The 24,914-nt window shown below is 43.0% G+C and carries 19 protein-coding genes; 16 read left to right on the top strand and 3 right to left on the bottom strand.

The genetic code is table 11. The annotated features are described in order from the left end of the window. Window positions 1–154: 154 nt before the first annotated feature. From QWZ17_RS08415 to QWZ17_RS08375, 9 genes are all read left to right on the top strand, one after another. The gene (locus QWZ17_RS08415) at window positions 155–841 is read left to right on the top strand and encodes an NUDIX hydrolase (RefSeq protein WP_290304697.1); all 687 of its coding nucleotides are present in this window, start codon (window positions 155–157) and stop codon (window positions 839–841) included. A gap of 207 nt (window positions 842–1,048) precedes the next feature. Then, complete coding sequence (locus QWZ17_RS08410; RefSeq protein WP_290304696.1) at window positions 1,049–1,945, top strand: NUDIX domain-containing protein; 897 nt, start codon at window positions 1,049–1,051, stop codon at window positions 1,943–1,945. 4 nt (window positions 1,946–1,949) lie between these two features. Then, complete coding sequence (locus QWZ17_RS08405) at window positions 1,950–3,368, top strand: nicotinate phosphoribosyltransferase (RefSeq protein WP_290304695.1); 1,419 nt, start codon at window positions 1,950–1,952, stop codon at window positions 3,366–3,368. Window positions 3,369–3,372: 4 nt separating this feature from the next. Further along, complete coding sequence (locus QWZ17_RS08400) at window positions 3,373–4,281, top strand: ribose-phosphate diphosphokinase (RefSeq protein ID WP_290304694.1); 909 nt, start codon at window positions 3,373–3,375, stop codon at window positions 4,279–4,281. 14 nt (window positions 4,282–4,295) lie between these two features. Further along, window positions 4,296–5,000 carry a tRNA1(Val) (adenine(37)-N6)-methyltransferase gene (locus QWZ17_RS08395; protein ID WP_290304693.1) on the top strand — a complete coding sequence of 235 codons (705 nt, stop codon included), beginning with the start codon at window positions 4,296–4,298 and terminating at the stop codon, window positions 4,998–5,000. A 61-nt stretch (window positions 5,001–5,061) separates the two neighbouring features. Beyond that, window positions 5,062–5,559, top strand: a complete 498-nt coding sequence (locus tag QWZ17_RS08390) for a metallophosphoesterase family protein (RefSeq protein WP_290304692.1) — start codon at window positions 5,062–5,064, stop codon at window positions 5,557–5,559. A 149-nt stretch (window positions 5,560–5,708) separates the two neighbouring features. Next, window positions 5,709–6,455, top strand: coding sequence for an HAD-IIB family hydrolase (locus QWZ17_RS08385; RefSeq protein WP_290304691.1), 747 nt, complete (start codon window positions 5,709–5,711; stop codon window positions 6,453–6,455). 199 nt (window positions 6,456–6,654) lie between these two features. Further along, entirely contained in the window at window positions 6,655–7,539 is an 885-nt protein-coding gene (locus QWZ17_RS08380) for an oxidoreductase (RefSeq protein ID WP_290304690.1), read from the top strand. Window positions 7,540–7,611: 72 nt separating this feature from the next. After that, window positions 7,612–8,418 carry an AraC family transcriptional regulator gene (locus QWZ17_RS08375; RefSeq protein ID WP_290304689.1) on the top strand — a complete coding sequence of 269 codons (807 nt, stop codon included), beginning with the start codon at window positions 7,612–7,614 and terminating at the stop codon, window positions 8,416–8,418. 108 nt (window positions 8,419–8,526) lie between these two features. Here the strand turns inward: QWZ17_RS08375 and QWZ17_RS08370 are convergent, their stop codons facing one another. Further along, window positions 8,527–8,874 carry a hypothetical protein gene (locus QWZ17_RS08370; protein WP_290304687.1) on the bottom strand — a complete coding sequence of 116 codons (348 nt, stop codon included), beginning with the start codon at window positions 8,872–8,874 and terminating at the stop codon, window positions 8,527–8,529. A 259-nt stretch (window positions 8,875–9,133) separates the two neighbouring features. Here QWZ17_RS08370 and QWZ17_RS08365 point away from each other — a divergent pair, with 259 nt between their 5' ends. After that, the gene (locus QWZ17_RS08365; RefSeq protein WP_290304686.1) at window positions 9,134–9,439 is read left to right on the top strand and encodes a hypothetical protein; all 306 of its coding nucleotides are present in this window, start codon (window positions 9,134–9,136) and stop codon (window positions 9,437–9,439) included. 313 nt (window positions 9,440–9,752) lie between these two features. Here QWZ17_RS08365 and QWZ17_RS08360 read toward each other — a convergent pair whose 3' ends face one another. Further along, entirely contained in the window at window positions 9,753–10,517 is a 765-nt protein-coding gene (locus tag QWZ17_RS08360) for an SDR family NAD(P)-dependent oxidoreductase (RefSeq protein WP_290304685.1), read from the bottom strand. A gap of 191 nt (window positions 10,518–10,708) precedes the next feature. Next, window positions 10,709–11,620, bottom strand: coding sequence for an AraC family transcriptional regulator (locus QWZ17_RS08355; protein WP_290304684.1), 912 nt, complete (start codon window positions 11,618–11,620; stop codon window positions 10,709–10,711). A 382-nt stretch (window positions 11,621–12,002) separates the two neighbouring features. On the opposite strand from QWZ17_RS08355, the gene QWZ17_RS08350 reads away from it, so the two are divergent. The 6 genes from QWZ17_RS08350 (at window position 12,003) to QWZ17_RS08325 (ending at window position 24,911) form a co-directional block, all read left to right on the top strand. Further along, window positions 12,003–14,258, top strand: a complete 2,256-nt coding sequence (locus QWZ17_RS08350; protein ID WP_290304683.1) for an alpha-amylase family protein — start codon at window positions 12,003–12,005, stop codon at window positions 14,256–14,258. Between the two features lie 54 nt (window positions 14,259–14,312). Next, entirely contained in the window at window positions 14,313–15,656 is a 1,344-nt protein-coding gene (locus QWZ17_RS08345; RefSeq protein ID WP_290304682.1) for a sugar porter family MFS transporter, read from the top strand. Window positions 15,657–15,671: 15 nt separating this feature from the next. After that, the gene (locus tag QWZ17_RS08340) at window positions 15,672–19,016 is read left to right on the top strand and encodes a tetratricopeptide repeat protein (protein WP_290304681.1); all 3,345 of its coding nucleotides are present in this window, start codon (window positions 15,672–15,674) and stop codon (window positions 19,014–19,016) included. A gap of 22 nt (window positions 19,017–19,038) precedes the next feature. Continuing rightward, a complete protein-coding gene (locus QWZ17_RS08335) occupies window positions 19,039–19,947 on the top strand; it encodes an AraC family transcriptional regulator (protein WP_290304680.1) in 909 nt (302 codons plus the stop codon). Window positions 19,948–19,994: 47 nt separating this feature from the next. Next, window positions 19,995–21,062, top strand: a complete 1,068-nt coding sequence (locus QWZ17_RS08330; RefSeq protein WP_290304679.1) for an aldose epimerase family protein — start codon at window positions 19,995–19,997, stop codon at window positions 21,060–21,062. A gap of 600 nt (window positions 21,063–21,662) precedes the next feature. After that, window positions 21,663–24,911, top strand: a complete 3,249-nt coding sequence (locus QWZ17_RS08325) for a SusC/RagA family TonB-linked outer membrane protein (protein WP_290304678.1) — start codon at window positions 21,663–21,665, stop codon at window positions 24,909–24,911. Window positions 24,912–24,914 lie beyond the last annotated feature (3 nt).

The following is a 24,914-nucleotide window of genomic DNA, read 5'->3' as shown; positions in this document are numbered from 1 at the left end:
ATCAAGATTTGGCTTTCAGGGGCAGAATTTGATTTAGCTATCCTTCTACTGATTACTTGCAACCAATCGCAGCTGTCTTACTACTTGATACTTACTACTATGTATCTCCATCTATAATTTGCGTGAATTTTCCGCAAATTAATAACTTTGCAACATGCCCACCAATCAGGATATTAAAGTTGCCGTTGATGCCGTTGTTTTTGGATATACTTCAAAAGAGGGTTTATCTGTGTTGCTCATTAAACGCAACATACAGCCATTTAAAGATAGCTGGGCGTTACCGGGTGGCTTGGTAGGTAACGATGAATCATTGGAAGATGCCGTGCAGCGGGAACTCAAGGAGGAAACAGGCATCAGCATAAATTACCTGGAGCAGTTGTACAGCTTTGGCAAACCAGGGCGCGATCCGCGTAACAGAGTTATCTCTATTACGTATTATGGTTTAGTGAAACCGGATGTTTTTGAGATAAAGGCTGATACCGACGCTGCCGAAGTTTCCTGGTTCAACATAAAAAAAATACCGCAGTTGGCTTTTGATCACCAAATCATCATAACCGCCGCGCATGACCGGCTTAAAAGCAAAATGCTATACCAGCCGGTAGGCTTTGAGTTACTGGAAGAGCGATTCCCTTTTTCTGAATTGGAAAAACTTTATATGGCGGTTTTGGATAGGGATATAGACCGGCGTAACTTTAAAAAGAAGATCAGCAAATTTGGTTTTTTAGAAGAAACAACAGAAAAGCAGGTACTTGAAGGTGCCGGCAGGCCTGGCAATCTTTTTCGGTTCAACCTCCAAAAATACTTCCAACTCCAAAAAGAGGGTATCAACTTCGAAGTTTAATTTTTTGTAGATACGCCTATTGGCGTTTCCCGCTTGCTGGTCGATCACGCAAATGAACCATGTCAATTCTCCTTATAATCAACCTTTATTAACTAACCTGCAGTTGAGTTCAATGTGTATAAAGCACAATTTTTCATAAAATATTTTCAAAAATAATTTGCGTATTTAAAACGCATATTTATATTGCGTATAATTAACGCAAATTATATGAAAATAGCCGTAATTATTGCCCGTTTCCAAACCCCGTACCTGCACGAAGGGCATAAGCAGTTGATTGATACCGTAAGTAAGGAGCATGCCAAGCTCATCATATTGCTGGGCGTAAGCCCGATAATGGGAAGCCGTAAAAACCCGTATGATTATCATACCCGCGAAAAGATGATCAAAAAAGATTATCCCGAGGTGATAGTATTGCCGGTGAGCGACCATCCGAGCGATAAGGTATGGTCTGATAGTTTGGATAGCTTGCTAAAAAGCGTTTTCCCCGGTGGCAGCTTTACCTTGTTTGGGAGCAGGGATAGTTTTATTCCGTACTATACAGGTCATTTCACTACCGTGGAGTTACCGGCACACGGCGATTACAATGCTACCGAGTTGCGCAAGCAATATGCCGAATTGGTTTTTGATTCAAAAGATTTCAGGGCCGGTATTTTATACGCTTACTACAACCAGTATACCAAAGTGTACCCAACGGTTGACGTGGCGATGTTTAGAAACAACAAAACCGAATTGTTGCTGGGTAAAAAAGCAAATAGCCCTAAATGGCGTTTTATAGGCGGCTTTGCCGATCCGGAGGATGAGAGTTATGAAGCCGCAGCCTTGCGTGAGTTAGGCGAAGAATGTGGCGAGGTAGAAGTAGGGGAGATGACCTACGAAACATCGCACCGGGTAAATGACTGGCGCTATCGTAACGAGGCCGATAAGATCATCACGCTTTTATTCAGCTGCGATCATATCTCTGGCCAACCTACAGCCAGCGATGATATTGTTGATGTAGCCTGGTTTAAGTTAAACGAGCTGCAAAACATGATTGACCAGGAACTGGTTAACCACGAACACATTAAAATGCTGAAACTGATAATTGGTAAATACCTAAATAAATAATACCATGAAACGCGAAAATTTAATTTTACTGGCAGATGCCTATAAATACGCTCACCATAAATTTTACTACCCCGGTACCACCCAAATTTACAGCTACCTGGAAAGCCGGGGCGGTATGTTTAACGAAACTATATTTTTTGGTTTACAGTATTTTCTAAAGGAATACCTGCAAGGGCAGGCATTTACCCAGCAGGATTTGGACGAAGCCGATGGCTTTTTACAGCAGGTGTTTGGGCGCGATGATGTGTTTGATAAAAGCAAGTTTCAATACATTATTGATAAATACGATGGCAGGTTACCCGTAATTATCAAAGCAATAGTCGAAGGTACCGCGGTGCCAACCGGAAATGTATTAATGACCATTGAAAACACCGACCCTGAATGTTACTGGTTAACCAATTTTTTAGAAACCCTGTTAATGCAGGTTTGGTACCCCTGCACAGTGGCTACGGTAAGTAACCAGATCAGGAAAGTAGTAACACGGTACTACGCGGAAACTGCTACCCCAGGTACAGAAGCCGGGATAGATTTTGTGCTGAACGATTTTGGTTTTAGGGGTGTAAGCAGTGTGGAGAGCGCTAAAATTGGTGGCGCGGCGCACCTGCTTAATTTCAATGGCAGCGATAACCTGGCTGGCTCAAAAATGGCTATCGACTATTATGATGCACAACGGGTTTACGGTTTAAGCATCCCCGCTACAGAGCATAGTATTTGTACTTTGTTGGGCAGGGAGGGCGAAGAAAAGGTTTTTGAACATGTACTTAAAGCGTTTTCTACCGGCACCATCGCCTGCGTATCTGATAGTTTTAACATTTTTAAAGCCTGCAGCGAATATTGGGGAACCGACCTGCGCGACCAGATCCTGCAACGCGATGGTACGCTGGTGATCCGCCCGGATAGCGGCGACCCGATTGCTACCTTGTTGAAAATATTTGAGATACTGTTTGATAAGTTTGGCTTCACCGTTAATGAAAAGGGTTACAAAGTTTTGCCGCCACAGGTAAGGGTGATACAGGGCGATGGCGTAAACTATGCCGAGATAGGTAATATTTACGAAGCACTAAAGGAAAACCTAATCAGCGCCGAAAACCTGGTACTGGGCATGGGCGGCGCATTATTGCAAAAAGTTGACCGCGATACACAAAAATTCGCTTTAAAGTGCAGCAGTGCTATTATTAATGGTACCGAGGTTAGGGTTGAAAAAAGCCCTACAGAAATGGATGCCGATGGCAATATTACCCAAAGTTTTAAAAAGAGCAAGGGCGGCCGTTTAAAGTTGGTGAGGGTGAACGGCGCTTATAAAACAATTAACCAGGATGAAGATCCAGAAATAACCGACTTGCTGCAAACTGTTTTTGATAATGGTAATTTAATAAATACCCTTAGTTTTGAGCAGGTGAAAGCCAATGTAAATGCCAACTGATACCATGACCAAAAAACTGCTGTTTGCTATAAAAGATTATGAATACCTGGCCGAAAAGGTGATGGCCTGCGGTACGTTTGAAAAAGGACAACTCTCTGTAAGTAATTTTACCGATGGCGAGCGTTACCAGCGCATCCTGTCGTCCATAGAAAACCGGGATGTGGTACTGATAGGGGGGACGGTTACAGACCAGGCTACGCTTGAGCTATACGACCTGGCATCATCGCTGGTAAGTTATGGGGCAAACTCGTTAACCTTGGTGATTCCGTATTTTGGTTATTCAACCATGGAGCGGGCTGTGCTGAGCGGCGAAATTGTAACCGCCAAAACACGGGCAAGGTTATTGTCATCTATCCCAAAATCAAACCGGGGTAATAAGGTGTTGTTGTTTGATTTGCATTCTGAGGGTATTCAATACTATTTTGAACACGATTTATACCCTGTGCACGTTTATTGCAAGGATATTGTGATTAACGCGGCGCTTAAATATGGCGGCGATAATTTTGTAATGGCCAGTACCGATGCTGGTCGTGCAAAATGGGTAGAGTCCTTAGCTAATGATATGGGCGTAAACGCGGCCTTTATTCTTAAACGCCGTTTAAAAGGCGACCATACCGAGGTGAGCGCCATTAATGCCGATGTGGCCGGGAAAACGGTAGTTATTTATGACGATATGATCCGCTCTGGTGGCAGTATTATCAATGCCGCTAAAACTTATAAAGATGCCGGTGCCGGGGATATTTATGTAATTACCACCCATGGGTTGTTTGTGAACGATGGTATCAACAAACTTAAAAACTGCGGGTACGTTAAAAAGTTGATTTGCACCGATTCGCATGTTAACATGCAACATATCGATGATGATTTTGTGGAGGTGAATAGCCTGGCAGAGTTAATTTGCTCCGTTATTTAAAAGCATTCGCAACGATGTTCCATTTCAAACAATTCAGCGTAGACCAAACCGGCTGCGCCATGAAGATCAATACCGACGGGGTATTGCTGGGCGCGTTAGCCGAAGCCGATGAGCCCTTAACTGCTTTAGATATAGGAACAGGTACCGGTGTGATCGCTTTAATGTTGGCTCAGCGTTTCCCGATGGCGCACATCGATGCTGTTGAAATTGACGAAGCCGCCGCCGTTACTGCCACCCGTAATTTTGAAAATTCTCCGTTTAAAGATAGGCTTACACTTTACCCTTCAGATTTTAAATCGTTTTTCGATGCTCATCCCGAAAAGAAATACGATTTGATTGTTTCTAATCCGCCGTTTTATATTAATTCCCTTCAATCGCCAGGCGCAAAAAAGAACCAGGCCAAACATGCGGAAGACGGCTTTTTTGAGGAACTGATTGAACAAGGGCGAAATCACCTGGCAAACGCAGGTGTGTTTTGGTTGATACTGCCGCCCGATACCTCGGCATTGGTTAAAGATTTAGCTTTAGCAAATGGGCTTTATCTGGAAAAAATCACCAAAATACATTCCTTCAAAACCGATGAGGCGCATCGCGAAATTATTGCTTTGGGCTTAGTTCAAACTAATATAATAGAGAAGGGATTTGTAATTTATAACGAACCTAAAGTTTATAGCGAAGCGTACCAACAGGTCTTGAAGGGTTTTCTGACGGTTTTTTAATTCCGGATAAATTCCTGTCTTTACTGTTGATTCTTGACTCTTGCATCTTATTTTTACATCCATGACCAAAATAGGCCTTATATCTGATACCCATAGCTACCTCGACGAAGCAGTTTTTAAACACTTTGAAAACTGTGACGAGATTTGGCATGCCGGCGATTTTGGCACATTAGAACTGGCCGATCGGTTAGCGGCTTTTAAGCCAACAAAAGGTGTATATGGTAATATTGATGGTAAAGACATTCGCATTGTTTACCCCGAAAACCTGCGTTTTAATTGCGAAGGTGTGGATGTGTTGATGACCCACATTGGTGGGTATCCCGGCAAATACAACCCCGCTATCCGCACAGAAATGTATAGCAATCCGCCAAAGCTATTCATCTGCGGGCATTCGCATATCCTGAAGGTGATGCACGACAAAAAGATCAATTGTCTGCATTTAAACCCCGGCGCGGCAGGTAAACACGGCTGGCACAAAGTACGTACGCTAATGCGTTTTAATATTGATGTCGATAAAATACAGGATTTGCAGGTTATTGAACTGGCCGATAGATATTGATTGATTTTTTTTAATCGCTACCGCGAGTTTAGCGCAGCGTAACTCGTGGTATAAATAATTTAAGTTTCCAACTTAAATTATTTATAATCTGGTACACGAATTTTGTCCCTCCCTAAAACTAACCTCCTTATTATCCGTTGGATAATAACATGAAAAAGCTAATTGTTTTTGACCTGGATGGTACCCTTGCCGAAAGCAAGGCCGCTATCGATAAAGAAATGGCCCACCTATTTTCGGGGCTGTTGGAGGTGGCTAAAGTGGCTATTATATCCGGCGGGGATTGGCCTCAATTTGAAAAACAGGTAATAGCGCATCTCCCCAAGGATGCAAAACTATCCCGCCTTTCCATACTGCCAACCTGTGGTACCAAATATTATCAGTATAAAAATGCCCGTTGGAAAAAGATATATTCAGAAGATTTTACCGCGAATGAAAAGAAAAAGATCATCGATTCACTAAACCAGGCTGTAGAAAAATCGGGTTTTAAAGCTGACAAAACGTGGGGCGATCAAATTGAAGATCGCGACAGCCAGATCACCTTTTCGGCCCTTGGTCAGAAAGCCCCTCTCGAACCCAAAAAAGCCTGGGACCCCGATTTTAAAAAGCGTAAAAAGATAAAAGTGATCCTTGATAAACTCATCCCGGAGTTTGCCGTGCATTTAGGCGGGGCTACGTCAATAGATATTACCAAGCCCGGTATCGATAAAGCCTATGGTATGTACAAACTGCGAGACACGCTCAAAATAAAGATTAAGCAAATGCTATTTATGGGCGACGCCCTGTTTGATGGCGGTAACGATCAGCCCGCGCGCACCACGGGGGGCGACTGTATACAAGTACGCGACCCACAGGAAACCAAAAGGGTGATTGAAAGCGTAATTGCTTGTTTAAAGTAAAACAGGCTTGGTAAGTAGCATCTTGTGTTCCTTTGCAGGTGTTGTTATCAGCAAAGAATTTTCGAAGAGGCATTTTGATCGTTTTAGCTAAACGTGTTGATATGCGGTTGAGCGTTTTAACAAAGCAATTTGAACTTTACAGCAAAGTTGCCGGGCTTAAAGCTCCCGATATTTGTATCAACAAAAAGATAAAAACGACATGACAAAAATTTGGTTTATAACAGGCAGCTCCCGCGGATTAGGGCGCAGCCTTACAGCAGCAGTACTTGCAAAAGGCGATAAAGTAGCAGCAACAGCACGTAATACAGATCAGCTACAGGATTTTGTTGAGCAATATCCCAACCAGGTACTTCCAATTAAACTGGATGTTACCAAACAGGATGAAATCAACGACGCCGTTGAGGGCGCCATCAGGCATTTCGGCCGTATTGATGTGTTGGTTAACAACGCGGGGTTTGGCATAACCGGCGCCACCGAGGCGTTTACTGATGAACAGGTGCGCGATCAGTTAGAAACAAATTTGAACGCCCCAATTGCCATTACCCGCGCGGTAGTGCCTCATATGCGTAAACAACGTTCCGGGCATATTTTGCAAATCAGTTCAATTGGTGGCCGGGTTGGCAGCGGCGGGGTTACTATTTACCAGGCAGCTAAATTTGGTTTGAGCGGCTTTAGCGAAGGGCTGGCGCAAGAGCTTGCTCCCCTGGGCATCAAAGTAATCGTAATTGAACCGGGTGGCTTCCGTACCGACTGGGCCGGCGAGTCGATGACCTATGCCAAAACGGTTGAAGGTTATGAATCAACGGTTGAAAAAAGAGTCAAATACTTCCAAAGCGGGGAATTTAAACCATTGGGCGATCCGGATAAAGCCGCTAAAGTAATGCTTGATATTGTTGACCATCCGCAGCCGCCATTACACCTGGTATTGGGTAGCGAGGGCATAGCGATAGTAAGAGCATCAGAAACCGCTAAACTGGCCGAGCTGGAAAAATGGGCGCCGGTAAGTATTTCTACGGATCATGACGAAGCCCAAAACTTCTTTGAAACGGAACAGGGAAAATCATACCTCAACCTTAAAAAGTAATATTTGATTTTGATAAGCAGCATGGGCTATTGAATTGGCCTGTGCTGTTTTAATTTATAAATTTGCCCTGGCATGCTTAAGCAAGATAAAGAACCAGTACTACAACAAATTCATCATAATTGCTACCTCAGCAGGAGCAGGGAAGGAGAACAGTTTGTACCCGAGCATGTTTTTAGCTACCAGATCTCTGGTTCGCTTACCATTAATAATGGCAGCAAAACCTACCAGGTGCAACAGGGCGATTTTAGGCTAAGCAAACGGAATCAATTAATAAAATTTGTGAAACAACCGCCGCCAAACGGCGAATACAAAACGCTGTCCATATACCTTGATCAGCAAACTTTACGTGATTTTAGTTTAGAATACGGGTATAAAGCAGATAAGCATACCGATGAAGGACCGTTTATCACCTTAAAGCCAAATCCACTTTATAAAAGTTTCATGGAATCGTTGCTACCATACGCGCAAAGCGGGCATAGCATTAGCGGCGAGCTTCAGCGTTTAAAGCTCAGGGAAGCGATATTAATACTGCTACAGGCCAACCCCGAATTAAAGGATGTGCTTTTTGATTTCAGCGAACCGGGTAAAATAGACCTGGAGGGCTTTATGAACAAAAATTACCATTTTAATGTGCAGCTTAAAAGATTTGCGTACCTAACCGGGCGCAGTTTAGCTACGTTTAAGCGCGATTTTGAAAAGATCTTTCACCTAAGTCCAAGCAGATGGTTGCAGCAGCGCCGGTTGCAGGAGGGGCGCTATCTCATCAAAGAAAAGGGGCAGGCTCCCTCTGATGTTTACCTCGAATTGGGTTTTGAAGATCTATCTCATTTCTCGTTCGCTTTCAAAAAGACGTTTGGCGTTGCGCCATCAAAGATTTAATTTATCGGGAATTTGTGGTAAGGTATTCGTGGTTAAAGCGCCCCGATTTTCTCAATATGGGGTATTTTTTACACGAAGTGTTTCCCTCGTAAATCTTTGCGTAGGTCCTTAGGCTACAACCACTTGTTGTGTGTCTTTAAGAAATGAGTAGGCTTCCAGCTTTTGTAAAAACGATTGCACGTTGGCATCAATCAACTTCACCATATCAAGCGTTACAAGGCATGCCCTTAATATATTATCCTGTATGTATACAGTATAAAAGGCCTTCAATGTGGCTTGACCTTTATAGTTAAATTCAACCAAACCAATAGGGCTAAAACCTTCGGGATGATGAAAAGTAACCATACAGTTGTTGAAAAAATGGTTTTTTGCAGCTAATTCGTTAATAGCTTCGTTTTTTTGATCGGTTAGTTCAGGATCAGCTTCTGTCCTTAAAGCGTTATACAGAATAGTCATTTAAATGGGGTATGGTTAATAAATAAAATCAGTTATAACCCAACCATGCAACAAGAATACCAATAGATGTTCAAACGGTTATTCATTTTGTTCACTTTACACTAAGGGGTTTAAGTTAACAGTAGTATTCCTATAATTCCGGTTTGTAAGAAATTATTAAAAAAGCCATTATTTTATCGTAACTAATTAGCAATGAATATAATGGATAAATCTCCTTTTGTTTAAAAAACGTTACTTAAGGCATATCAAATTTAAAAATATGTACTTAGGCGGGATAAAAAACACAAAAGCAACAGATAAAATGATCCTGGAGCAAATAGCCAACAAGCTGTTTAATTACCCGGGCTTTTACGAAGGGGTGATGGAGGCTTCAAACTTGTATCAATTTAATAATCTCGATCAATTTGAAATAGCCTGGCGGGATATCCGGAAATTTCTAAAATATTATCAGTACTCGGCATCTACCGTATCAGATTATGGCGTTTGTGCAGAAACTATCTTCCCGTTTACCTCAAAGGAGGATGTTGAGTTAGTACGATTGATTATGATTAACTATTTGAAATGAGAATTATATTCTTTTTAGGAGTATTAAATAATATAGCACAATAAGCATTTGAGAATGTAACCATTACGCTTAGGTTGCCGTACAACAATATGTAAAAGTTAGTTAATTTATTGGTTTGAATTTGTTTAGAAACTCCCGGATTGCCAACCGGGAGTTTTCTATTTTGGGGGTAGAAAGATTCAAATGTAGAGACGCAATATCTTGCGTCTCCCGCGTGCAAATCAACCACGCAAATTAAATCGTCTTATATCTCATCAACTCGCCCTGTAAAGCGGGAGACGCAAGATATTGCGTCTATATATAAAATTCTCCCTTACAAATTCATACCACCAGATACCTCAATACGTTGCGCGTTAATCCAACGGGCATCATCGGTACATAAAAAGGCTACGACGCCGCCAATATCATCAGGTACGCCTACGCGACCTAAAGCGGTAACACCTGCAATGTATTTGTTCACCTGTTCGTTATCGCGTACCACGCCGCCGCCAAAATCGGTTTCAATAGCGCCGGGGGCAACCACGTTTACCACTATGCCACGCTTGCCAAGCTCTGCGGCCATGTAACGACTTAGAGTTTCAATGCCTCCCTTCATGGACGCATAGGCAGCGTAACCCGGAGAACTGAAACGTGCCAAACCACTTGATAAATTAATAATGCGACCGCCATCATTAATAATGGGCAAAGCTTTTTGTGTTAAAAAGAAAACGCCTTTAAAGTGGATGTTGAACAACATATCAAAATCTTCTTCTTTAGTTTCGGCAAAGGAAGCATGTACGCCAACGCCCGCGTTGTTGATCAAAAAGTCGAAATGTTCCGCATTAAAAGTTTCTTTCAAAACCACTTTCAGATCTACAAAAAACTGGTCGAAGGTTTTAACCTCGCCGGTATTCAACTGAAGCGCGGCGGCTTTAACGCGTGCTTTTTCAATTTCGGCTACTACAGCCTGGGCTTCATCCTGTTTGCTGTTATAAGTAAGTATTACGTTGATGCCTTTTTGAGCCAGGCTTAGGGCCATGTTTTTGCCCAAACCGCGGCTGCCACCGGTTACAAGGGCTATTTTATTTGTTGGTTCCATTTTGCTGTTTTAATTATAAAACAAAGGTAACGTGGCAGCAGGCTGTACTGTTTGCAAGCATCAATCCAATGTTTGCAAAAATCAATCTTTAGGTAAAAGGAGGTAAAAGGTTAAAGGCGAAAGGTAAAAGGTAAAAGGTAAAAGGTCTTTTAAGGGTTGCGAAGCGACCTTTCGCCTTTCGCCTTTCGCCTTTAACCTTTAACCTCCTTCAGCTTCTTCCTATACTCATTTGGCGAACTGCCCATAAGCTTAGTAAACATTCGTGAAAAGTAATATTGATCTTCAATGCCCAGGTTTAGGGCGATGTTTTTGATAGACATGGTGGTAAACGAAATGTATTGGCAAGCTTTCTGAACCTTCAACTGGTTAAAATATTCAATTGGCGAATACCCCGTTTTAGCCCTGAAGATAGCCGAGTAATGCGAGGTAGATAAACGGGCAAAGCTGCTAAGGTCATCCAGCCGGATCATGCTGTTAATATTATCCTGCATGTATTGTATCGTTTTTTCTACAATATCGTTATCGGCGGGTTGATCGTCAACATGGTTAAACTTATCCTCGTAAATAAGGGAGGATAAAAAATGAGAAAAAATCATGTTCACATAGCGTAAGGCGTCGCTGCTGTAGCCTTTCTCCAGGTTAAAACAGATATCCTCAAATAGTTTAATACGATCTTCATTGAAGGAAAGGTAAGGCTTGTAATTCTCGGAGTTTTTTAAAATTAAATCAACAATAAAGGCAGCAATTTCGCCTTTAAAGTGAATCCAGTATATCGTCCATGGTTTATCCATGTTGGCGGCATACTTATGCGGCGTATTAGCAGGTATGGCTATAAATTGTGAGGGTGATACTTCAATCTTTTTTTTGTTGATCTCCAGCCAGCCGTAACCTTCGGTACAATAAATAATAATGTGCTGGTTAATGCCATTGGGGCGCTCGGCGTAGTGGTGTTTGGCTTTGGGGTAGTAGCCAATATCGGTAATATAAATCTGTTTGGTAACCAGGTCTTTACTTAAAAAATTGGTGATGATCTTTTTGGGCAATACAATTAGTTTTTGCCCATCAAAACCGTCCCTGCGCCTTAAAACTGTGCTTTTAGCCATTTTTTATGAAGAAAGTGATTATAAAATACCCGGCAGGAGTAATTGGAAATTTCCGTAATACAAACATTGATAAAAAAAATTAAAATTTTATTATCCAATTGAAATAAGTTTCAAATTGGTGTCATAATATAGTCCATCATTTCCATAACATTACCTATTTTTTAATCTCATTTATTCCGTGAGATTTACATCGTAACCAATTAGCGATATCAGCAATATCAAACGCTTCCGGAAAATATCATTGTTAAGCAATTAACGGAACGGGCATGCCAAAGGTTGACCGGTTAGCTGTATAAAATAATACAGCTAACAACCGGGTAGCAATAAAAGACGGCGTTTATATTGAATTGTGAAGGGTTTTTAAAAAGTATAATTACACCAAATGCAGCATTTTTACGCAGTACTTAAAGGGAAAAAAATAAATGGCGTAAAGCTATCCGGCCTGGGCATTATGCTCAGCATTATGCATTTGGGCAATGCATCAACAGCCCAAATTACTCAGACTAAAACGGATCAAAGCATTTTTGGCAATGAATATGTGAAGATCACCGTTGATGGACATACCGGCCTGGTAGGTTACGCTTTTGCCAATGGCACTCATTTGTACAACACCGTGGCCTACGTTAATGATGTAAGAACCGGCCGCGTTACCAGTGCCGATTTTGCCAGCCATACAATTACTACCGAAGCAATTGACGATAAAATAGGCAAAGGCACAGCGCTGCTTATTAAGCACAGCGATAACAAGCATAAAATAGTATTAACGCAACGATTTACCGTTTATAAAGATCATCCTTATCTGCTCATCAATGTATCGGCTACCGCCGCGGGTATGCCTATAGAGACAAGAGATATCAGTCCGCTGGCTGTGTTGCCGCGGTATAAGGGGCAATTGGCTGTGCCCGGCAGCGAGCCACGGGTTTTAGATGTTCCTTTTGATAACGATGATTGGACGACAACCTTGGAAACAAGCTGGCCTAAAGCAAATGCGCCTGCTGTAAAAGGTATCAGTTATGAGTTTATGGCAGTGTACGATCAACTGAAAAACTCGGGCCTGGTAATAGGTAGTGTAAACCACGATTTTTGGAAAACGGGGCTTGCTTACCAAACCGGCAATAAATCGGGCGTGCTCGATTCCCTAAATGTTTTTGGTGGTGCGGCTACACCCGATAACCCGGCATTAAAATCGGCTTATGGCGGCCTGGATGGTACGCATGATCATGTAGAGCATGGCACCATGTTAGGTAAAACCGTTAACTCGGCCGATGTTTATTTATGCGCGTCAGATGATCTGCACGAGGCTTTTAAAGATTATGGCAGGGTTAACTCGGCCATCAATGGTAAACAAACCTGGGAAGGCGCAGCGCCGGTTTACTGGAATAGCTTTGGGGTTGAAGGCGTGTTGGGTTACGAAAAAGTGATGATGCCGCCTGCTGTAAACCAGATATCAGATTTTGTGCACTCCATGAAAAACTTTAGCGCCTACAGTAAACCCGTGCTGAGCATCGATTCGTACGATCAGGGTATTTACTCAACCGAAGTTTTAAAATCTATAGGCGAGTACGGCGCGAAAAACGGGCAGCAAATGGGCTTTTACTTTATTCCTTTTGCTATGTGGAGCTGGAAAGATGATATTAAAGGGCATAAACTACCCGGATCTGACTATTTGCTGCAGGATGTTTTGCTGCACGATAAAGCCGGTAAGCCCATTTTGTATAAGGAGGGCCAATGGGGTGCCTATGCTATGGACCCTACCCACCCGGCTATCCGTCTTTACATCATTCAGCAGTTAAAAAAGGCCAAAGCCATTAACGCTAAGTTTTTGAAAATAGATTTTTTAACGGCGGGTGCATTAGAAAGTACCAGCAGGTACGATGCTAAAACGCGCACAGGGATGCAGGCTTATAACTATGGAATGAAAACGCTTCGGTTCCTCGTCGATTCTATTATGGGGAAAGATATTTTTATTACCCAGGCCATTTCACCATTGTTTCCGCACCAGTACGCGCATACCCGGTTCGTATCTACCGATGTTTATTCGCACTTAAGGGACGATCAAAAAGGTTTTCCTAACTGGGGGAGTACGGAGTCGTCCTTAGCTACAGGGTCGCATATGAGCTGGGTACAGGGTACTTTGTTCCCATACACCAATTTGGATGTAAGCATCATGAAAAACTTTCAGCGCAATCCTGATCTAAACGAACGGGAAATAAAAGTGAGGTTATATGCTATGATGGTAATGGGCAGTATTTTGGGCGATGGATCTGACTATCGCAATCCCATAGCCGCTTACCGTGCGCAGGAGTTTTTGGATAATAAAAATATAGCGGAGTTCTTTAGCCATCCTAAAGCTTTCACTCCGTTAAAAACAGCCGATGGCGAAACTTACGATCAGCAAATGTCATTTTACCTGCCCGGCGATACCATTATGCTGGCGCTGTTCAATTTCGACCTGAAAAACAATTTTCAACAACAATTCAGCAGGCAAGCTTTACACCTCGATCCGCATAAAAAATATGAGTTTCATGATTTTATGACCGACGCGGTAATAGGTGAACTAAAGGCTGACGTGCAGACTTTTAGCATGGTAGCAGGCACCGGCGATACCCTATTAGTAAAATTAGTAGCGGTAAATTAATCACGTAAATAAATAGTAATATTATGCCACCAGTTAAAATATACAACCTAAAAAATGAGTAGTTCAAAAAACTTTAACAGCAGTTACATTATTGGCATTTCTTTTATTTCTGCATTGGGCGGGTACCTTTTCGGGTTCGATTTCGCGGTGATCTCCGGCGCTTTACCTTTTTTACGTACCCAGTTCTTGCTTACACCGGTATGGGAAGGGTTTTTAACTGGTTCGCTGGCTTTGGGATGTATTGTGGGCTGTTTATTTGCCGGCAATATAGCCGATAAATATGGCCGCAAACCAGGGTTGATCATCGCCGCGCTAATCTTCGCGGTTTCATCCATAGGGATTGCTTTTTCAGCATCGCTAACTTACTTTTTGTTGCTGCGCTTTGCGGCTGGAATAGGAGTAGGCATGGCATCTATGCTATGCCCTATGTACATAGCCGAGGTGTCACCAGCCGAAGTACGTGGCCGTAACGTGGCTATAAACCAGCTTACCGTAGTTATAGGGATATTGATTACCAATTTAGTTAATTACTTTTTAGCCGATCATGGTGCCGATTCATGGCGATGGATGTTTGGCCTGGGTGCTGTGCCATCGGCCATATTTTTAATTGGCGTTACCTGGTTGCCCGAAAGCCCAAGGTGGCTCATGAAATCGGGCCAAACAGATAAAGCGATGACCATCCTCAATAAAATTGGCTCAACGGATTTTGCCGAATCGACTTTTAAAGCGGTAAAAAAATCATTGGAAGGCGCAACCAAACAATCATATGCTATGGTGTTTGAGAAGGCCGTTCGCCCGGCTGTGGTGGTAGGCATTACGCTGGCGGTATTTCAACAGTTTTGCGGTATCAATGTGGTGTTTAATTACACCTCCACCATATTTGAATCGGTAGGGGCAAACCTAAACCGCCAGTTGTTTGAAACCGTAGCCATAGGCGTGGTAAACCTGGTATTTACATTATTGGCTATGTGGCAGGTTGATAAGCTTGGCCGTCGCCCGTTAATGTTATGGGGCGCGTTGGGTTTATCTATCCTGTATATTATACTGGCCTTTTTGTTGCAAAACCATTTCCCGGCAGGACTTGTTTCCATATTTGTGCTGCTGGCTATCAGTACTTATGCTATATCGTTGGCCCCGGTAACCTGGGTGCTCATCTCCGAGATTTTTCCTAATAAAATCCGCGGCGTAGCATCATCAGTAGCTATTGTATCATTATGGGGAGCCTACTTTATACTGGTATTTACCTTTCCGATACTGGCCAAGATATTGGGCGCTTACGGGCCATTTTACCTGTACGCCGGCATCTGTTTCCTGGGCTTTTTGTTTGTAAAAGCCAAAGTAAAAGAAACCAAGGGCCAAACCCTGGAAGAATTAGAAGATAATTTAATAAGACATTAATAACACCCAATATTTATGCAAAATTCAACTGTTTCCGTTTGGGAAGAGCAAGTAATTATCCCCACCTATAGAGTTGGTCAGCCCGATAAAAACCCTATGTTTTTTGAAAAACGGGTATACCAGGGCAGCAGTGGCGTGGTATATCCAAACCCTGTAATTGAAAAAATTGCCGATGAAAAAGAAGATAAAGCTTACACGGGTTTATTCCTCGAAAATAAATACCTGAAGGTGATGATATTGCCGCAATTGGGTGGCCGTATTCAAACCGCGTTTGATAAAATTAAACAGCGCCATTTCATATACCATAACCAGGTAATTAAACCTGCGCTGGTAGGTTTAACCGGTCCGTGGATTTCTGGTGGTATTGAATTTAACTGGCCGCAGCATCACCGCCCAAGCACTTTTGACCCGGTTGATTATAAGTTAGAGGAATATGCCGATGGCAGCAAAACCGTTTGGGTTAACGAGGTGGAGCGTATGTTTCATACCAAGGGTATGGCCGGTTTTACGCTACGCCCTGATACTGCCTATATCGAAATAAAAGCTAAACTGTTTAACCGTTCGGCTTTGCCGCAAACCTTTTTATGGTGGGCCAACCCGGCGGTGAAGGTGAATGATTATTACCAGTCGGTTTTCCCGCCGGATGTGAACGCTGTGTTTGACCATGGCAAGCGCGATGTATCCGATTTTCCTATCGCTACTGGTACTTATTACAAGGTTGATTATTCGCCGGGCACCGATATATCCATGTATAAAAACATCCCGGTGCCAACTTCGTACATGGCTATCAACTCCGACTATGATTTTGTGGGTGGCTATGAACACGATAGCGAAGCAGGTTTGCTGCACGTGGCCAATCACCATGTATCGCCCGGCAAAAAACAGTGGACCTGGGGGCACAGCGATTTTGGCCAGGCCTGGGACAGGAACCTGACCGACGAGGACGGCCCATACATCGAACTAATGACCGGCGTATTCACTGATAACCAGCCCGATTTTAGCTGGTTGATGCCTTACGAGGAAAAAACATTTACCCAATACTTTTTGCCTTACCGTGAGTTGGGGATGGTAAAAAATGCATCCAAAGATATTTTACTGGCCCTGAGCAAAACAGGCGACAAGGTTACGTTGAAGGTGCAGGTAACATCAGTTCAGCCTTCGCTAACCATTGATTTAAGTTACCGGGGGAAGCAATTGGTTAAAGAGACTGTAGATATCAGCCCCGAACATATTTTTGTAAAGGAAATAACTGTTGATGCCGGTTTGAATGGGAACGAAGTATTGCTTACCATAGCCAATAACAGCAGTCAGGAAGTACTGCGTTACGAGCCGGCCAAAAACAAAAAGAACGAAATGCCAACCGCCGCAAAACCGGCATTGGCACCAGCAGATGTGGAAAGTGTGGAGCAGTTGTTTTTAACAGCTCAGCACCTGGAGCAATATCGCCATGCTACTTATAGTCCGGTACCTTATTATGAAGAGGCCTTGCGCCGTGAACCTACAGACCTGCGCAGCAATAACGCGCTGGGTAAATGGTACATCCGCAAAGGGCAGTTTGCCAAAGCCGAACCATATTTAAGAACGGCGGTTGAAACAAGCATTGGTCGTAACCCCAACCCTTATGATAGCGAACCATATTACAACCTGGGCTTATGCTTAAAATACCTTGATCGTGCGGATGAGGCTTACACCGTGTTCTACAAATCAACCTGGAGCAATGCCTGGAAAGATACCGGCTTTTTCGCGGTGGCGCAGATTGATGCTGCCCGCGGTCATTTTGCTTTGGCGTTGGAACATATCAATCAATCGTTGGATAGAAATGCCAATAACAGCAAATCATACGTGATTAAAATGGCCGCTTTGCGCAAACTTAACCAGCCCGAAAAAGCGTTGAAAGTTGCCGGTGAAGCTTTGGAGCGTGATGGCTTTAACCTTGGGGTTATTTTTGAAAAGGTACAGGTTTATAAAAGTCTTGACGATTCCTTATTGGTAGCTAAGTGTATTGACGAACTGGTTGCCCTTTCAAGAAACGATGATCAAAACTTTTTAGAGTACTCCCTTGATTACGTTAACGCAGGCTTATATGAAGAGGCCGGTCAGTTATTGCAGCTCGCTTTAAAACAGGCTGGCAATAACCCAATGATTTATTATGCGCTGGGTTATATCGCCCATAAAAACGGATTATCGGATAATGCCACGTTGTGGTTCAAAAAAGCTGCCGCAGCTAATTCATACCTGTGTTTCCCTAATCGTTTGGATGAGGTTAAAGTTTTGCAGCTGGCTATACAGGTTAACCCTGCCGATGCTAAGGCTCCGTATTATTTAGGTAACCTTTTTTATGATAAACGCCAGTATGATGTAGCGGTTAATTATTGGGAACAATCTGTTAAGTTGGATGGAATTTTCCCTACGGTTTACCGCAACCTGGCTATAGCGCATTTCAATAAGCATAATGATCATACCAAAGCGTTAAGCTATTTTGAAAAGGCATTTGCCTTAGATAAAACTGATGCCCGAGTGCTGATGGAGCTTGATCAGCTTTATAAAAGACTAAACTATCCGGCGACCCAACGCCTGCAGTTCATTGAAAATAACCTGGAAGTTGCTTTGCAACGCGATGATGTTTACCTGGAAAGGGTAGCATTACACAATATGCTGGGCGATTATGAAAAAGCGCTAAGCTTATTAATGAACCGCCAGTTTCACCCATGGGAAGGTGGGGAAGGTAAAGCATCAGGTCAATATGTTTTTAGCCTGGTGCAATTGGCCAAAAAATATTTGGAAGAAGGTGATTACAGTAAAGCCATTACCAACCTAACAAATGCAAAAACTTATCCGCATAATTTGGGCGAAGGTAAACTCTACGGCACACAGGAAAACGATATTGATTACTGGCTGGGTCTTGCTTACGAAGGCTTAGACCAACAGGAAGTAGCACAAGGGTTTTATACGCAGGCAACCATAGGCTTAGATGAACCTTCGGCGGCGGTGTTTTATAACGATCAGCAGCCCGATAAGATCTTTTACCAGGGCCTGGGCTGGAAAAAACTGGGCGAGCAGGAAAAAGCAACGCAGATATTCAACAAACTGGTTAGCTACGGTAAGGCTCACGAAAACGACGAGGTGAAGATTGATTACTTCGCGGTATCATTACCCAACCTGTTGATCTTTGATGATGATTTAAACCTCCGCAATCGCATCCATACGTACTTTTTGCAGGGCCTTGGCCTGTTAGGTTTGCATGAGTTTGATGCTGCCCAAACTATGCTAAGTAAAGTTTTGGAGCTTGATGCTACCCACGCCGGCGCAAAAGCTCACCTGGAAATGACCCGGCAGCAACTGAATGTAAGTAACTACTGAAGAAGTTTTTACTGCAAATAAAATGAGTACCGATCATAAAATAAAGCGTGTAAAGGATGGTTTTGAAGGGCAGCGCATGTTTGTGCTGCCCCCTCATATCCGCCGTGCGGTTGCTGCCAACCCCATAAACCGCAATTTTTATGCCCCCGCTGTTGGCTATTATCCTAATGCCCTGGGGCATGAGCGTGAACGTAGGTATGGCAGCAGCGATTACATCCTCATTTATTGCGTAGCCGGTAGCGGCGAAATTAGCTTTAAAGGCTCAAAGTTAGCTTTAAAAGCAGGCAACTATTTCATTATCCCCCAGGGCTTACCGCATAAATACTGCAGTTCTGCAAGCGATCCGTGGAGTATTTACTGGATGCATTTTAACGGTGGCATGGCAGCCGAGCTTTTCGACAGATCGGGCCTGCGGGTGCATGAAGTTAGTTTTGATGAAGGCCGGGTTGCCGTTTTTCATAAACTATGTACCATTTTAAATCATAGCTACAGCAAGCGCGAAATGGAGATCAGCAACTTTAAAGCACTGCATTTTGTAACCTCGCTCATCTACCACCGCGAAATTGATCCTCAGGCTAATAACGTGGATGCTATCGACAGTTCCATCGCTTTTATGAAAGATAATATTGGTGTTAAGATTAGCTTAAAAGAGTTAGCCCAAAAACAAAACGTCTCCATTACCTATTACTCAAAAATGTTCAGGCAAAAAACGGGGAGTTCGCCGGTCAATTATTTTAATGAGTTGAAGATACAGCGGTCGTGCCAGGAGTTGTTTTTTACCGATAAAAGCATCAAGAAAATCTGTGCCGAATTGGGTTTTGAAGATCAATATTACTTTTCGCGCCTGTTTAGTAAGGTTACCGGTATTTCGCCATCTAAGTATAAACAATTACAAAAAAATAAGCCGGTTGATGCGGCATTGTCAAGCTAAAAAGTTTTAGCTTAATACTTGTACTTTTAACAATAATATAATCTATCTTGAACAATAAATTAAATGAAACCATGATTAAAGGCCAAATTACTATATCGCAACAGCATTGGGGCGATCATTTTGGCAAACCGGTATACTTGTTCAGGATAGAAAACACTTCCGGGGCTTATATAGAAATCACGGATTACGGTGCCACACTGGTAGCTGCTGTTATGCCCGATAATGCCGGTAATTTCGAAAACGTAATTCTTGGTTATGATTCTTTGGTAGGTTATGTTGCAGATGAATGTTACCTTGGTGCAACCATTGGCAGGTTTGCCAACAGGATAGGAGGGGCACAGTTTACCCTTGATGATAAAGCTTTTAAGCTGGATGCCAATGATGGAGAAAACTCCAATCATGGAGGCAGATCGGGGTTTAATACCCGGGTGTTTGATCACGAACTTGTGGAGGATGGCATAACTTTTACCCTCCAAAGCATGGCGGGAGATGGTGGTTTTCCTGGTAATTTAAATTTAACGGTTACCTATCGTTTTACATTCTATAATCAGCTAAGTATTACATATAGCGCGGATACAGACGAGGCCACTATAGCCAATTTTACCAATCATGCTTATTTCAATCTATCGGCAAAAGACGAGGGTGTTTTTGAACATTCACTGAAGGTTTACGCCGATGAATTATTGGATGTTGATGCTGCATATATTCCAACGGGGTTGATAAATGCGGTGGCCGATAAAGCTTTGGATGGTAGTGTATTACAGGGTAAATTAAAGTTTGCCGGGGATGAAATTACCGGTTTTAATGATTGTTTTTTGCTTCGCGATGCCGATGATAACCTAATGAAACCTGCCGCCAGGCTGGTACACGAAGCTTCCGGTCGTACCCTGGAAGTATCAACAAGTTATCCGGCAGTTTTGGTTTATACGGGCGATTATCTGCATAGCAAATCCAATGGAAGTTTTCAGCGCTCATTCAAACCCTTTGATGGATTATGCCTCGAATGCCAGTACTATCCCGATAGCCCGAATCATGCCCATTTTCCATCTACAACACTAAGGCCGGGGCAGGCTTATCACCAGGTTATCGTGTATAAATTTGGTGTTATTATTTAGTTTCTCTTCTCCGTTTCTTTATAACTGAAATTTTAAGGCGATAAATAGGTATCTTTTTGAAAGAGGTGGCTGTTTGTTGCCTTTTTTTCTTAAAAAAGTATTACAAGTGATTCGTTTTTGGCAACAGGCAATTGTTGTTGGTAAAAACGGTTAAGTGCTCTTTTCTCTTCGCTGAGCCCTAAAACGCGCAGCTTTTTTGCCAGATGGATGATTAATGGAGAAATCTGTTTTGATTGTTTAAAATCAGAAAATTATCCATCTTTTTTGAAAGTTTATCCATTTTTTGATGCACTATCTGCGCATACATTTACAATACCAATTATTAACCAAAACCCATAAATATGAAGCCATCCTGACTGTGGAGTGTAAAAGCATGTCAAATAATCGATTAAAATACGCATCCACGATAAGATTTATAGTAATGTATATACATTTATAGCAAACGTTATCCGGCGAAATAGTTTTTGAGTGTGTGGTAGTAAAAAACTGGTTGAATATGCTTCTTCCGAAACCCAATTCTATACGTTTCCTGCATCCCGGTAACCTATAACTGAATTGATCAACCCTAATTAACAACTAATAAATTATGAACCCAATTTTATGAAGCCACTTTACATTTTTAGTAAACTACTTTTAAAAAAAACTAAGCACATTCCGGCGGGCCGATATCTGCTGCTGTTTGTGTTTGCCCTGCTGTTTGGCAGCGCGCAGGCCCAAAACCGGGTTACTGTAACCGGTAAGGTAACAGATACCCTGGGCGTAAAAATACAAGGTGCTACCATCCTGGCCGAAAATACCAAAAGCAACATCTCTACCTCTACAGACGAGAATGGCCGCTTTGTGTTAGAGGTACCGGTAGGTACCACATTAAGGGTTACCTTCATCGGTTTTGTGGAGCAACGCCTAACCGTTACCGAAGACAAAAAAATCTTCAATGTAATCCTTAAGGAAAATAAACTGATAGCCGACGAGGTAGTAATTACAGCCTTTGGTAAAAAGGAGCGTAAGGAGGCCCTGGTAGGTTCGGTTACCAGTATTAAGCCCGGCGAGTTGAAGATACCGGCAAGTAACTTAACCAACGCGCTTGCAGGGCAGGCAGCGGGTATCATCGCCTACCAAAGGAGTGGTCAGCCGGGGCAGGATAATGCCTCGTTTTTTATCCGTGGCGTAACCACCTTCGGTTATAAACGCGATCCGCTGATTTTGATAGATAACGTGGAGTTATCAACCAATGATCTTGCCCGTTTAAACGTTGATGATATTGCCAGCTTCTCGATACTGAAGGACGCCAGCGCCACCGCGCTTTACGGTGCAAGGGGTGCAAACGGTGTAATTTTGGTGAGTACAAAAGAGGGTAAAGAAGGAGCGCCGAAAATCAATTTCCGCTCGGAGTATTCGTCTTCGCAATCAACCCAAACACTGCATTTGGTTGATCCTATTCAGTACATGAACCTGTATAACGAGGCCACGCTAACCCGCGACCCTACATTGCCATTGCCTTTCCCCGAAACCAAAATCAACAATACCAGAAACACTATCGCAGGTACACCCGGCAGTAACCAATATGTGTATCCGGCTGTTGACTGGCTTGGCCTTTTGTTTAAAAAACACGCCACTACCGAGCGTAATAACCTAAGTGTAAGCGGCGGCGGTAATATAGCACGCTACTACATTGCCGGTGCTTATAACGTTGATAACGGAGTATTGAAGAACGATATCCGCAACAATAACAACAACAACGTTAAGTTTAAAAATTACCAGCTACGGTCAAACATCAACGTAAACATGACTAAAACCACCGAGGTGGTGGTAAGATTATCGGGTACGTTTAGCGAATACAATGGTCCGGTTACTACCGATGGCTCTTTCGCGTCAGATTTATATAACGTAGCCATCCACACCAGCCCGGTATTATTCCCGGCCTATTTCCCGGCAGATTCTGCTAACCTTAACGCGCAGCACATTTTGTTTGGTAACGTAGGTTTAACAGGTGGTACAACCAGCAACAATATTTCTTACAATAACCCCTACGCGCAATTGTTAAGAGGGCATAAAAACTCTTCTGAATCGCGCATGTCGGCACAGTTGGAGCTAAACCAAAACCTGAAGTTTATAACCGACGGTTTAAAATTTAAAGGTATTTTTAACACCAACAGGTATTCTTATTTCGAATCTACATCGGCCTACTCGCCATTTTATTATAATGTAAATACCTATAATAAAGAAACCAACCAATATACCCTTACCTGGCTTAACCCGCAGCCAACAGGCTATAACGTGGCGCAGGAGTACCTTGGCTATTCGCCGGGAGCCACACAGGTAAATACCTTCCTTTATTTGCAAGCCGCTTTGGAGTATAACAAAGCCATAGGTAAAAGCAATATCAGCAGTACTATTATTGGTACCCAACAGCAAACGCTTTATGCCAATGCCGGCACTTTGTTAGCGGCATTACCATACCGTAACCTTGGTTTGGCCGGCAGGGCAACTTACTCATACATGAGCCGTTATTTTGCCGAGTTTAACTTTGGCTACAATGGGTCGGAACGTTTTTCGGCTAATCACCGTTACGGTTTTTTCCCAACCATCGGCGCATCATGGGTGGTATCAAACGAAAGCTTCTGGACACCTGGCTTTATCGATCGCTTAAAAATACGCGCCAGCTACGGTTTGGTGGGTAATGATGCCATTGGCTCTCAACGTTTCTTTTACCAGTCAGATGTGGCTTTTAACTCGGGCTATAACTATGCCCAGTTTGGTATCAACAACCAGTACGAGCGTAAAGGGGTTACCATTAACAACTATGAAAATACCGATGTAACCTGGGAAACTTCAAGGCAGCTTAACCTTGCTGTTGAAATGACGCTGGCCAAAAACTTTAACATTGTGGCCGAGTTTTATAAAAACCACCGCTACGATATTTTGCAACAGCGTACCAGCATCCCTGTAAGCGAAGGTTTGGAAGCCCCCATCAGCGCCAACTTAGGTGTGGTTGATTCAAAAGGTGTGGATTTATCGATGGATTACAAACAAAACTTCAGCAATGGGGCATGGGCGGCAATCCGCGGTAACTTTACTTACTCAAGCAACAAATACACTTATATTGAAGAGCCTGATTATAAAGAACCATGGCGCCATGCAATTGGTCAGCCTATTAGTAGGGGTTACGGCTACATTGCCGAGCGTTTATTTGTTGACGACCAGGAAGCAGCCAACTCACCAACCCAGATCTTTAACGGCAGCGGTATAAAACCACAGGGCGGCGATATCAAATACCGCGATGTAAATGGCGATGGTAAGATTGACGCGCTTGACGAGGTATACATGGGCTACCCCCAAACGCCCGAGATTGTTTATGGCTTTGGTTTTTCAACCGGTTATAAAGGCTTTGATCTTTCGGCATTTTTCCAGGGCCAGGCACGGGTATCGTTCTTTGTCGATCCAACGCGCGTTAGTCCGTTCATTCAAAGCCCGGATGCTTATGTGTATGGCAATACCCAGGTGTTGAAGGAGTTTGCCGATAACCACTGGAGCGAAGAAAACCAGAACTTATATGCTGCCTATCCGCGTTTAGGTACCAACTCAACCGTAATATCAAACAACCTGCAGCCAAGCACCTGGTGGCTGCGCGATGGTAGTTTTATGCGTTTAAAATCATTAGAGGTGGGTTATACTTTGCCTTCACGTATTTCAAAATCATTACGTGTAGCAAATCTGCGCATCTACTTTAACGGCTTAAACCTGGTAACCTGGAGCCCATTCAAATTATGGGACCCCGAGCAAGGCGGCAACGGCTTCGCGTACCCGATACAGAAAGTATTTAACGTAGGCTTAAACGTGAATTTATAATTA

Origin of the sequence: Mucilaginibacter flavus (genome assembly GCF_030409315.1) — a bacterium.
Taxonomy (GTDB): domain Bacteria; phylum Bacteroidota; class Bacteroidia; order Sphingobacteriales; family Sphingobacteriaceae; genus Mucilaginibacter; species Mucilaginibacter flavus.
The sequence above is the reverse complement of the archived record's forward strand: the minus strand, read 5'-3'. Positions and strand labels throughout refer to the sequence as shown.